Genomic DNA, 11,815 nt, shown 5'->3' on the forward strand with positions numbered 1-11,815 from the left:
TTCATCCATCATGAAGATCATTTTCTGGTTCCCGCAGACCGACGCCTCCACGTGGCTGCACGGCCTCGCGCGCGCCCTGCCCGACGCCGAGCTGCGCGAGTGGCAGCCCGGCGACACCGACCCCGCCGACTACGCAGTCGTCTGGCACCCGCCGCGCGAACTCTTCGGCGTGCCGGGCCTTCGCGCCATCTTCAATCTGGGAGCGGGCGTCGATGCGATCCTCGCCCACGAGCGCGAGCGGCCGGGCACGCTGCCCGGCACCGCCATGCTCGTGCGGCTCGAAGATTCGGGCATGGGCCGGCAGATGAGCGAGTACGTGCAGCACGCCGTGCTGCGCTACCTGCGCCGCTTCGACGAATACGCGCTCGCGCAGGCGCGCCGCGAATGGCACGTGCTGGCGCCGCATCCGCACGAGACCTTCACGGTGGGCGTGCTGGGGCTGGGCGTGCTTGGCGCGCAGGTCGCGCACGCGGTCGCTTCGCTCGGCGTGCCGGTGCGCGGCTTTTCGCGCAGCATGAAGACGATCGAGGGCATCGAAACGTATTCGGGCGAGCTGCACGGCGAACAGTTCGACGCCTTCCTCGATGGCGTCAAGCTGCTCGTGAACCTGCTGCCCGCCACGCCCGACACCGAAAGCGTGCTCAACGCGCGTACCTTCGGCAAGCTCTCGCGCGGCGCATATCTCGTGAACGTGGCGCGCGGCACGCATCTGGACGAACAGGATCTGCTCGAAGCGCTCGCCAACGGCACGCTCGCGGCGGCGACGCTCGACGTGTTCCGCGAAGAGCCGCTGCCGCCCGATCACCCCTTCTGGCGCGAGCCGCGCATCACGATCACGCCGCACAGCTCGGCGCTCACGTTGCGCGACGAAGCGATCTCGCAAGTCGCCGACAAGATCGGCGCGCTGGCTCGCGGTGAGACCGTGAGCGGCGTGGTGCATGTCGGGCGCGGTTACTGAACATCGGAACATCGCAACAGCATTTCAAATATTCGTTGGAGACACAGCAATGGCATCACCCACGTTACCCACCGCAGTGAAGATCGTCGAAGTCGGCCCGCGCGACGGCCTGCAGAACGAGAAGGAATTCGTTCCCACCGCAACGAAGATCGAACTCATCAACCGGCTTTCGGCCGCAGGCTTTCCGAACATCGAGGCCGCCTCGTTCGTCTCGCCCAAGTGGGTGCCGCAAATGGCCGACGGCGCCGAAGTCATGGCCGGTATCGAGCGCCGCGCGGGCGCGATCTACTCGGTCCTCACGCCGAATCTGCGCGGCTTCGAAGGCGCACTCGCCGCACGCGCGGACGAGATCGTGATCTTCGGCGCCGCGAGCGAAGCGTTCTCGCAGAAGAACATCAACTGCTCGATCGCGGAAAGCATTGAACGCTTCGCGCCCGTGGCGCAAGCCGCGAAAGAGCACGGCGTGCGCATTCGCGGCAGCGTGTCGTGCTCGCTCGGCTGCCCGTATCAGGGCGAAGTGCCGGTCGCTTCGGTCGTCGACGTGGTGGAGCGCTTCGCCGCGCTCGGCTGCGACGAGATCGACATTGCCGACACCATTGGCGTGGGTACGGCCAAGCGCGTGCACGAAGTGTTCGAAGCGGTGACGAAGGTGTTCCCGCGCGAGCGCCTGTCGGGCCACTTCCACGACACCTACGGCCAGGCGCTCGCCAACATCTACGCGGCGCTCGAAGAAGGCATCGCCATTTTCCACGCTTCGGTGGCGGGCCTTGGCGGCTGCCCGTATGCGAAGGGCGCCACGGGCAACGTCGCGACCGAAGACGTGCTGTACCTCATGAATGGCCTTGGGATTCACACCGGCATCGACCTTAACCAGGTTGTGGCGGCGGGCGACTTCATTTCGAGCGCCATCGGCCGCGCGAACGTCTCGCGCGCGGGCAAAGCCCTGCTTGCGAAGGCGCGCAGCGAAGCCGCCTGTTCGTGAAGCGCGATCCATCGAATATCGAATCGCAGTACGAAGGAAATCAACCCATGACGGAAACTCTCGACAACCTCGACGCCCTGCCCGACTCCGCGCGCCGTGTCGCCCTGATGCTGCGCGAGCGCGGCCACGCCAAGCCGGTCGTGATGCTGCCCGAAACCGGCAAGACTTCCGCCGAAGCCGCCGCGGGCCTCGGCTGCGAAGTCGCGCAGATCGCCAAGTCGATCCTGTTCCGCCGCCGCGAAGACGACGCGCCCGTGCTCGTGATCGCGAGCGGCGCGAACCGCGTGGACGAAAAGAAAGTGGCCGCGCACGTGGGTGCAATCGGCCGCGCCGACGCCAAATTCGTGCGCGAGAAAACCGGCTACGCCATTGGCGGCGTATGCCCGATCGGCCACGCCACGACACCCGTGACGCTGATCGACGCCGATCTGTTCGAACTCGAAAGCCTGTGGGCCGCGGCGGGCCATCCGCATGCGGTGTTCAACCTCTCGCCGCAGGAACTCGAAGCGCTGACTGGCGCGCCTGTGGTGGACGTCGCGCTGCGCGACGCCTGAGCATGACCGCGCTTCACGACACCGTCACGCCGCCGCCCTCGCCTTGCATCAACATCTGCCGCATGGATGAGCGCAGCGGCTTGTGCGACGGCTGCCTGCGTACCATCGACGAGATTGCCAACTGGTCCACGTTCGACGACGCAGCAAAGCGCGCCGTTTGGAACGCAATAGACACGCGGCACGCCGAATGGGTCGCGCGGCGCTTCGAGCCGCAAGGAGAAAAACAATGAACGCGGCCGCGCGCGTCGTGAAGGTTGGCGAGACGTTCCGCTCGACGCTTCAGCTCACGCCCGCATCGGTGAAATCATTCGGACTGCTCGTGAATGACCTGAACCCGCTGCACCACGACGAAGCCTACGCCGCGCAAAGCCGCTTCGGTGGCCTGATCGCTTCGGGCACGCAGCCCACCGCGCACTTCATGGCGCTGCTCGCCACGCACTACTCGCAGTACGCGCAGCCGCTCGGGCTCGAGTTCGACATGAAGCTCAAGCGCGCCGCGCACGCGAACGACACAATCACGTTCGAATGGCGCGTGGTGGAAGCGTGGTGGAAGCCGAGCCTGAACGGCGATCTCGTGAAGCTCGCGGGCGAGGCCGTGAATCAGCAAGGCGAGTTGCTCGTGCTGGGCCGCGCGACGGTCCTCGTCATGCCGAAACCCGAGCACGCACAGGCATGAGCGCCGCGCCGGCACTCCCCAAGTCGATCCGCGTATTCGAGCGCGGCTGGCTTTCGTCGAACAACGTGCTGCTCGTCGATGAGGCGCGCGCCGCACTCGTCGATACCGGCTACGCCACACACGCAGAGCAAACCCTTGCGCTCGTGCGCCGCGCGCTGGGCTCGCGAGCGCTCGACCTGATCGTCAACACGCACCTGCATTCGGACCATTGCGGCGGCAACGCGCGACTGCAGGCACACTGGCCTTGCGCGACGCTGATCCCCGCCGCGAGTGCGACGATCGTGCGCGACTGGGACGAGACGCGTCTGAGCTTTCTCGCCACGGGCCAGACCTGCGAGCGATTCGCGTTCACAGGCACGCTCACGGCGGGCGAAAGGCTCACGCTAGGCGGCTTCGAATGGGAGGTGATCGGCGCGCCGGGGCACGACCCCGACTCTGTGATGCTCTACGCAGCCGGGCCGCGTCTGCTCATCAGCGCCGATGCGCTTTGGGAGCATGGCTTCGGCGTGATTTTTCCCGAACTCGACGGCGAAAGCGGCTTCGCCGAGCAGCAAGCGGTGCTGGAGACCATTGCGAAGCTCGACGTGCGGACGGTCATTCCCGGCCACGGCAAGCCGTTCGCTAACGTCGACGCGGCGCTGGAGCGTGCGTTCTCGCGCCTTGCCTGGCTGCGCGCCGACCCGGCCCGCAACGCGAAGAACGCGCTCAAGGTGCTGATCGTCTTCAAGCTGCTGGAAGTGCGCGCCATGACCTTCGACTCGCTCGTGGCGATGCTCGAAAACGCCGCGTCACTGCGCGCCGCAGCGCGGCAGATCGCCCCGCACGACGACTGGCCGGCGCTGCTTCGTGAACTGGCCGGTGACCTGGCGAAGAGCGGCGCGCTGGTCGTGAACGGCGAACGCCTTGAAGCGCCGGCGGCTGCGCTCTAGCCGGGCAGCATAGAAAAAGCCGGAAAAACGCGAAAAAAAAACGCTCGTCCGTTTCCGGACGAGCGTTGGAATTAGCTCTGACGTGATCAAACTGTCGAGTGGATGATACTCGCGCCAAAAGTCCCGAAGCATCAGTGATTTCCCTACAGATGACCTACGGCTGCGGGCATGGCGCATGCCTCGCATGATTCATTGATCTGGAATCCGAATCAATCTCAGTAGCCGATTTTCAGGCGCACAAGCTCGAACAGATGTGAGCACAGGTAGAGCCCCAGGCCGATCGCGCCGCCGATCACCGTGCCGTTCACGCGGATCTTCTGCAGATCCTTGCCGATTTTGAGTTCGATGAGCTTTGCGGTCTCGCGCGTGTCCCAATTCTTCACGGTATCGCGAATGTGATGCGTGAGAAAGCGCGCGAAATCCGGCGCCATCGCGCGCGCGGCGTCTTCGAGATGACCGTTGAGCGAAGCGCGCAGTTCGGCGTCGGCGGCCAGCGTCTCGCCGAGCCACTGGCCCGTTGCGGCGACCTTCGCGTGCAGCGCCGAGTCTTCGCGTTCCAGATCGTCGCGCAGCCACGCGCGCAGGCTGTCCCACAACGCGCCCGTGTACTCGTTGAGCGCGCTGCCCTCGCGCAGGCTCGCCTTCAGCTCCTCGCCCTTGCGCAGGAACGCCGGATCGCTCTTCAGCCGCTCGATCAACTTTTGCACGACCTCGTCGAACTTCTGGCGTAAATGGTGTTCGCGATCCTCGCTCACCTGCAGCAGCAGCCGGTTCACGGCGCTTTCCACCACGCGCGCGCCGCTCTCGCCAATCCACTCGGTCGGCAAAAACTTCTCGGTGGTCGGATAGTCGCTCTTGAGCCAATCGACGATGGAAGAGGCAACGAACGCGCGCGTGCCCTCGTCGCGCAACACGGCGGCGAGCTGGTCGAGCATCTGGTCGAGCAGCTCCTGGTGGCGGCCGTCCTTGGTGAGCGTGTCGAGAATCGCGCCCGCCGACTTCGAGAGATCGACGCGCGCGAGCGCCGCGTGCAGGCTGTCGCGGATGAAGCTCTGGATGCGCGCGTCGTCGGTGAGGCCGAGCAGGCCCGACATCATGCGCACCGCGTAGTCGCCCAGGCGCTGCGCATTCTGCGGCGCGGTGAGCCAGCCGGAGAGCCGCGCAACCGGATCGTGGCTGCGGATCAGCCCGACGAGCGAGCCCACGTCGAGAAACTTGTCGCGCACGAAGGCCGCCAGTTCGTCGGCGATGCGGTCCTTGTTGCGCGGAATCACGCCCGTGTGCGCCGAAACGAACGGAATCGGTACGCGCCGGAAGAGCGCGACAACGGCGAACCAGTCGGCGAGCCCACCGACCATCGCGGCTTCGCTCACCGCCTTGACGCCGTCCGTCACGACGCCTGGTGGGAAAAAAAGCGCCGTGCCGACGAAGACGAGCGCCGCACCCAGCAGAAACGCGAGTGCCTGGCGCTTGGCGCGCGTGAGTTCGGCTTCGTCCCGTGGGGCGTGCGAAGGCGTCATGAGGAGCTAGGAGTCGCGGGTTCGAATCGCGACATTATGCTGCCCGCGCGGGAACAGCCGCATGCCGAAGCGCCCCCACCCGCGCTACGCACTCGATACGCGCTTGATGCCCCTCACGCCGAGCGCGCGTCCCGCCGCTGCGGCACGATCCGCCAGCCGAGGTTCACGCCCGCCGCCGCGACCAGGATGAGCGCGGCGCCCACCACCTGGATCCACGCGAGGCGCTGGCCGAACGCGAACCAGTCCACGAGGATTGCGACCACGGGGTAGATGAACGAGAGCGCGCCCGTCATCGCCGTGGGCAGCTTCTGGATCGCGCCGTAGAGCAGCACGTACATGATGCCCGTGTGCACGATGCCGAGCGTAACGAGCTGCGCCCAGTGCAACGGCGTGTTCGGCAGCGTGCCGTAGTGGATGAACGGCGCGAGCGCGAGCGCGCCGAACGCGAGCTGCACGAGCGCGATCAGATGCGGCGGCGTGCCCTTGAGATGCCGCGTGATGATCGACGAGATCGCGTAGAGAAACGCCGCGCCCGCCGCATAGGCCACGCCCTGCAGATACTCGCCGGGCACCGCGAGCACGGCGGGCTGCACCTCGACCACGCAAACGAGGCCGAGGAAGGCCACGGCCAGCCAGGCGACAGTCGAAGCGCTCACGCGCTCGCGCAAAATGACCACGCCCAAGCCAACCAGCATGAACGGCTGCGTGTTGTAGACGGCCGTAGCCATGGAGATCGAGGCGCGCGAATAGGCGGCGAACAGCAGCACCCAGTTCGCGACGATGGCCGCACCGCCCAGCACAGCGAGCGCGAGCGTGCGCAGCGGCAGGTGCTTGCGGCGCAGGAGGCCGAGCGCGGCACACACGAGCATGAGCGTCGCGCCGCCCAGCACGCAGCGCAAAAAGGCGATGTTGATCGGGGCCTGCCGCGAGGCGACCACGAGCCAGCCGATGGTGCCGGACATCAGCATCGCGACGATCATCTCGGCGGCGCCGCGGCGGATTTCAGGAGTGGTGGAAGACATGGGCTTGCATCCTCGTTCTAGCGGACGGAGGGCGCGTGGCCCTTCGCATATGGAAGCCAGTTTATCGGCTGCAAGGCGGGGAATACATGGCTAAACTTAGGCGAGAGGCAATACTTGCCTTCGATTGAAAGGCCAACCTGGCGGAGCACCCGTGCAATCATGAACCGACGTCCGAACCCAACGCCCGCCGCCGCCCCGCTCGACGACATCGACCGCATGCTGCTCGCGGCGCTAGCCGAGGACGCCCGCGCGAGCGTCGCCGAACTGGCCAAGCACGTGGGGCTTTCGGCCCCGAGCACGTCGGAGCGGCTGCGCCGGCTCGAAGCGCAAGGCGTGATCGGCGGCTATACGGTGCAGATCGATCCGCGGGCGCTCGGCTACACGCTGCAGGCCATCGTGCGCGTGAAGCCGCTGCCCGGACAATTGCATCTGGTGGAAGAGGTGCTGCGGCGCATTCCCGAATTCGTCGAATGCGACAAGGTCACGGGCGACGACTGCTTCATCGCCCGGCTCTATCTGCATTCGATCGAACAACTCGACGAGATACTCGCGAAAGTCACCGAGCGCGCCGAAACCAGCACGGCCATCGTCAAGTCCACGCCGGTGCCGCGCCGCCTGCCGCCGCTGCGCTGAAACGGCGGCACGCCACTTATTGCTCCGTGGTCTCGAAGAACGCCAGCATTTCCTCGACCAGCGCCTCGCTCGCCTCCTCGGGAATGTAGTGACCGCACGGCAGCGCGCGCCCGCTCACGTCGCGCGCCACCTTGCGCCACTCGGCGAGCGGGTCGAAGCAGCGCTCAATCACGCCTTCCGCGCCCCACAGCACCCGCAACGGGCACGCCACCTTGTTGCCGCGCTCGAGATCGGCGCGGTCGTGCTCGAGGTCGATGGTCGCGGAGGCGCGGTAATCCTCGCACATGGCGTGCACCGCGCCCGGCTGGCGCAGCGCCGCGCGGTACGCGCCGAGCGCCTTCGGCGCGAAGGGCGCGAGCCCCGCGTGGCGGCTGCCCATGACGCGCTCGATATAGACGTCGGGATTCGCTTCGATGAGCGTTTCGGGCAGCGGCTCGGGCTGGATCAGGAAGAACCAGTGGAAGTAGAGCGTGGCGAACTCGCGGTCGGTTTGCTCGTACATGGCGAGCGTCGGCGCAATGTCCAAAAGCATCAGCCGCTCGACGGCGTTCGGATGGTCGAGCGCCATGCGATGCGCGACACGCGCCCCGCGGTCGTGCGCGCACACGAGAAAGCGCTCGTGGCCGAAGTGGCGCATGACCTCGACCTGATCGGCCGCCATCGCGCGCTTCGAGTAGGCGGCGTGCGTGTCGTCGCTGGCCGGTTTCGACGAGGCGCCGTAGCCGCGCAGGTCCGTCGCGATCACGGTGAAGTGCTGCGCGAGCGCAGAGGCGCACCGATGCCAGATCATGTGAGTCTGCGGATGGCCGTGGAGCAGCAATAGCGGCGGTCCGTCGCCGCCCTTCACGCCGCAGATGTCTACGCCGCCCGCAGTGCGAACGGTGAAAGGCTGGAATCCGTCGAAGGGCATGGGGCTAGTCTCTCTTGTGTTTGTTGGTCTGCGGTCATTGTATGAGGCGAGCGCGACTCGAAAATGTGCTTTTGGACCCGCAACGGTAGAAACCGAGCACTCCCTCGAATCCCGCGCGCGGGATGCCCGAACGACCCCAAGCCTATAATCGAACGGCCGTTTTCGCGATCGCGTCACGCCGCGATTCCCTGCGCGATTGCGTCTGATCAAGCTAGATCGCACCTGGTCGATGCTGTCGCCGCATGCGCCCGGCCCGCCATCTCTCGAAGCGCCGCAAGGAGACCTCCCCCATGGCACTCCCCGCCGTCCTGCAAAACCTCTCGCTGCCCGTCGTGGGCTCGCCGATGTTCATCGTCAGCTATCCGGAGCTGGTGCTCGCGCAGTGCAAGGCGGGCATCGTCGGCTCGTTTCCGGCGCTCAACGCGCGCCCCGCCGAAGAGCTGGGCGTCTGGCTCACGCAGATCCGCGAGGAACTCACCGCGCATAAGGCCGCGAACCCCGAGGCCGTGATCGGGCCGATCGCCGTCAACCAGATCGTGCATCAGTCGAATGCGCGGCTCGAGCACGACGTGCGCGTGTGCGTCGAACACCACGTGCCGATCTTCATCACGAGCCTGCGCGCGCCGCCGCGAGAACTGCTCGACGCCGTGCACAGCTACGGCGGCATCGTGCTGCACGACGTCATCAACCTGCGCCACGCCGCCAAGGCGCTCGAAGCGGGCGTGGACGGGCTGATCCTCGTGGCCGCGGGCGCGGGCGGCCATGCGGGCACGACCTCGCCGTTCGCACTGGTGGGCGAAGTGCGGCGCATCTTCGACGGCCCGATCGTGCTGTCAGGCGCGATCGCCAACGGCGGCTCGATCCTCGCCGCCCAGGCGATGGGCGCGGATCTCGCGTATATGGGCACGCGCTTCATCGCGACGAAAGAGGCGCACGCCGTGGAGGACTACAAGCACGCCATTGTCGAAGCGAAGGCCGCGGACATCGTCTACACGAACCTCTTCACGGGCGTGCACGGCAACTACATCCGCGAGAGCATCGTGAACGTCGGGCTCGATCCCGATGCGCTGCCCGAGTCGGACAAGTCGAAGATGGATTTCGGCGCGGGCACCTCGAAGGCGAAGGCCTGGAAAGACGTGTGGGGCGCGGGCCAGGCCGTGGGCCTGATGGACGACGTGCCCTCCGTGGCCGACCTCGTAGAGCGCCTGAAGCGCGAGTACGAAGCGACGAAGGCGCGGCTCGGCGCGGGCCGCTGATTTCAGTCCCGAGTGGAGGCGCTTCTTGCAGCGTCGGCATTGACCGCCGCCGCGCGGATCGCCTCCACGCCCGGCCAGAGTTCGCGCTCCGAGAAGCGCGCCGCAAGGAAATCGACGAACGAGCGCACCTTCGCCGAGAGATGGCGGCGGCTCGCGTACACGGCGTAGATCGGCAGTTCGCGCGGTGGCAGCGCGTCGACGAGCAGCGGCACGAGGCGCCCTTCCGCGATATCGTCGCCCACCACCTCGGTGCCGAGCATCGACAGGCCGCCGCCTTGCAGCACCACCACGCGCAGCGCTTCCAGGTGATTGACGATGAGGTTGCCGCCAGGCTTCGGCTTCACGCCGCCCGCGCCTTCCGCGAACGGCGCGAGTTCCTGGGCCGAGGCCCCCGCGTACTGGACGAAGTTGTGCCGCGCGAGATCGGCCACGGTCTTCGGCGCGCCGTGGCGGCGCAGATACTCGGGCGAGGCGCACAGCACGATGTGCGCGGTGGCGAGCGGCCGCGCGATCAGCGACGACGATTTCAGGCCTGACGGCGCGGCGCGGATCGCCACGTCGAAGCCCTCGTCGATCAGCTCGACCACGCGGTCGGAGAGCGTGATATCGACGGTCACCTGCGGAAAGCCGGCGGCGTAGTCGGCGACCGCGCCCATCACGTGACGCAGCCCGAACGCCGTGAGCGACGACACGCGCAAGCGCCCCTGCGGCACCACGCTCGCCGCGCCCACGGCCTGGCCGGCTTCGTCGAGTTCGGTGAGCGCCTGGGCCACGCGCTCGTAATACTCGCGCCCCGCCTCGGTGGGCGCGACGCGGCGCGTGGTGCGGTTCAGCAGGCGCGCGCCCAGTTGCTGCTCCAGATGCATCACGTGCTTGCTCGCCATGGCAGCGGACATGTCCATGCGCTCGGCCGCCGCAACGAAGCTGCCCGCCTCCACCACCTGGCGGAACACTTTCATGCTGACGAGGGTATCCATTGCGCGGCCTTCAATTCGAACATAAATGAACGGGAATCAATCGGCGATATTTTCCTCGTTTTATCAAATGCGGGTGTTGAAACGCGCAGGCGCGTTTTGCATCAGGCGGCCCAGAAAGCAAAAGCCCCGCGCTGCAAGCAGCACGGGGCTTTCGCGTCGAACGCCGCCGATCAGAACTTCGCGCGCAGGCCCACGCCGTAGGTCTGGCCGCTCGACATGTTGTCGAAGTGGTCGTACATGTACGCCGCGTACACGTCGGTGCGCTTCGAGAGCGGGTAGTCGTAGCCGATGGCCGCCGTCTGGCGCGTCTGGTTCAGGCCGCCGCCGTCGCGCGAGTACGCGTACGAGGCCATGACCGTACCCGGGCCAGCAGGAACCGTCACGCCGCCCTGGGCGGTGTTCACGTGCCAGCTGCCCACTTGCTGCCAGTTCGCCGTGTACATGTACTGACCGAAGAACTTCACGTACTTGAGGTCGTACGACAGGCCGACCTGCGCCACGCCCTGGCTCTTCAGCCCGATGATGGTCGTGTCGCCGCTCACGATGCTGCCGATATCGCCCGGCGTGTTGTTGAAGTTCACGTACTGGTAGACGGCCGTCGCTGCGAACGGGCCGTGGAAATACAGACCCTGCACGCTCCACTTCTTCGAGCCGTTCTGGCCGGCCTGGTTGCCGAACGCGTACATGGCCGAGCCCGAGAGGCCGTTGAAGTTAGGCGAGGAGTACTGCACGGCGTTGTTCCAGCCCGAGTCGCCCACCACGCCCTGGTCGGTCGTGTAGGTCGGGAACGTCGAGAGGCCGAGGTACACGTGGTACACCATCGGCGAGAAGGTGTACGAATCGATGAACGGGTTGAAGAGAATCGTCGAGACGAACAGTTGCGTCGTGAGGCGACCCGCCGTCACCGTGCCGTACGGCGATTCGATGCCGACGTACGCATTGCGCGCGAAGAACGTGTCGCCCGCGAAGCGGCCGTACTGGCCGTTCTGCGCGCGGAAGAAACTTTCCAGCGTGAAGATCGCCTTGTAGCCGCCGCCCAGATCTTCAGAGCCCTTCATGCCCCAGTACGACGTGGACATACCGCCGCCGCCCACGTTCCAGGCAGTCTGGCCGCCCGGAAATTTCGTCGCCCCGACCCATTCGTCGATCTGGCCGTAGAGCTGGACGCTCGACTGCGCAAACGCTGACGACGACGCGGCGGCAAGAACAGCGGCGAGCGCGCTCGCCTTCAGGGTGGTGCGCAGCACGCGGCTGACCGTTGTATTCATGGGTTCTCCAGTCTTTGTCAAAAAAGGGTGTCGGGCGGCTGAGGCGCTCGCGCAAAGCTTTGTTTTTCGTCGTTCGCAGGCGTGGCCGTTCTGGGCGGATCCATCTTTGCGGACCATTTTTATGGTCAAA

The 11,815-nt window shown here is 66.4% G+C and carries 13 protein-coding genes; 8 read left to right on the forward strand and 5 right to left on the reverse strand.

Annotated elements, in window-relative coordinates; all coding sequences use genetic code 11:
• The first annotated feature begins 10 nt into the window (after positions 1-10).
• Genes VSR72_RS36280 through VSR72_RS36305 form a run of 6 tightly spaced genes read left to right on the forward strand, consistent with a single transcriptional unit; the run spans position 11 to position 4,099 of the window.
• Positions 11-958: a glyoxylate/hydroxypyruvate reductase A gene (locus VSR72_RS36280; protein WP_342957050.1), complete on the forward strand. Its 948-nt coding sequence runs from the start codon at positions 11-13 to the stop codon at positions 956-958.
• Positions 959-1,007: 49 nt separating this feature from the next.
• A complete protein-coding gene (locus VSR72_RS36285; protein ID WP_342957051.1) occupies positions 1,008-1,940 on the forward strand; it encodes a hydroxymethylglutaryl-CoA lyase in 933 nt (310 codons plus the stop codon).
• A 47-nt stretch (positions 1,941-1,987) separates the two neighbouring features.
• The gene (locus VSR72_RS36290) at positions 1,988-2,494 is read left to right on the forward strand and encodes a YbaK/EbsC family protein (RefSeq protein ID WP_342957052.1); all 507 of its coding nucleotides are present in this window, start codon (positions 1,988-1,990) and stop codon (positions 2,492-2,494) included.
• 2 nt (positions 2,495-2,496) lie between these two features.
• Positions 2,497-2,724, forward strand: coding sequence for a DUF1289 domain-containing protein (locus VSR72_RS36295; protein WP_342957053.1), 228 nt, complete (start codon positions 2,497-2,499; stop codon positions 2,722-2,724).
• The gene (locus tag VSR72_RS36300) at positions 2,721-3,170 is read left to right on the forward strand and encodes a MaoC family dehydratase (RefSeq protein WP_342957054.1); all 450 of its coding nucleotides are present in this window, start codon (positions 2,721-2,723) and stop codon (positions 3,168-3,170) included. The genes VSR72_RS36295 and VSR72_RS36300 overlap by 4 nt, the downstream gene beginning before the upstream one ends.
• Positions 3,167-4,099: an MBL fold metallo-hydrolase gene (locus VSR72_RS36305; RefSeq protein ID WP_342957055.1), complete on the forward strand. Its 933-nt coding sequence runs from the start codon at positions 3,167-3,169 to the stop codon at positions 4,097-4,099. Before VSR72_RS36300 ends, VSR72_RS36305 begins: the two co-directional genes overlap by 4 nt.
• A 215-nt stretch (positions 4,100-4,314) precedes the next feature.
• Here VSR72_RS36305 and VSR72_RS36310 read toward each other — a convergent pair whose 3' ends face one another.
• The gene (locus VSR72_RS36310; protein WP_342957056.1) at positions 4,315-5,619 is read right to left on the reverse strand and encodes a DUF445 domain-containing protein; all 1,305 of its coding nucleotides are present in this window, start codon (positions 5,617-5,619) and stop codon (positions 4,315-4,317) included.
• Positions 5,620-5,732: 113 nt separating this feature from the next.
• Positions 5,733-6,641 (reverse strand): DMT family transporter, encoded by a 909-nt coding sequence (locus tag VSR72_RS36315; RefSeq protein ID WP_342957057.1) that lies wholly within the window; start codon positions 6,639-6,641, stop codon positions 5,733-5,735.
• Positions 6,642-6,800: 159 nt separating this feature from the next.
• Here VSR72_RS36315 and VSR72_RS36320 point away from each other — a divergent pair, with 159 nt between their 5' ends.
• Entirely contained in the window at positions 6,801-7,274 is a 474-nt protein-coding gene (locus VSR72_RS36320) for an Lrp/AsnC family transcriptional regulator (RefSeq protein WP_069265154.1), read from the forward strand.
• Between the two features lie 16 nt (positions 7,275-7,290).
• Here VSR72_RS36320 and VSR72_RS36325 read toward each other — a convergent pair whose 3' ends face one another.
• Positions 7,291-8,184 (reverse strand): alpha/beta hydrolase, encoded by an 894-nt coding sequence (locus VSR72_RS36325; protein ID WP_342957058.1) that lies wholly within the window; start codon positions 8,182-8,184, stop codon positions 7,291-7,293.
• 290 nt (positions 8,185-8,474) lie between these two features.
• On the opposite strand from VSR72_RS36325, the gene VSR72_RS36330 reads away from it, so the two are divergent.
• Positions 8,475-9,440 carry a nitronate monooxygenase family protein gene (locus VSR72_RS36330; protein ID WP_342957059.1) on the forward strand — a complete coding sequence of 322 codons (966 nt, stop codon included), beginning with the start codon at positions 8,475-8,477 and terminating at the stop codon, positions 9,438-9,440.
• Positions 9,441-9,442: 2 nt separating this feature from the next.
• Here VSR72_RS36330 and VSR72_RS36335 read toward each other — a convergent pair whose 3' ends face one another.
• Both VSR72_RS36335 and VSR72_RS36340 read right to left on the reverse strand, forming a co-directional pair.
• Positions 9,443-10,417 (reverse strand): LysR family transcriptional regulator, encoded by a 975-nt coding sequence (locus VSR72_RS36335; RefSeq protein WP_342957060.1) that lies wholly within the window; start codon positions 10,415-10,417, stop codon positions 9,443-9,445.
• Between the two features lie 170 nt (positions 10,418-10,587).
• Complete coding sequence (locus tag VSR72_RS36340) at positions 10,588-11,685, reverse strand: porin (RefSeq protein WP_342957061.1); 1,098 nt, start codon at positions 11,683-11,685, stop codon at positions 10,588-10,590.
• Positions 11,686-11,815 lie beyond the last annotated feature (130 nt).

This window comes from Paraburkholderia sp. JHI869, from assembly GCF_038900775.1.
GTDB lineage: Bacteria > Pseudomonadota > Gammaproteobacteria > Burkholderiales > Burkholderiaceae > Paraburkholderia.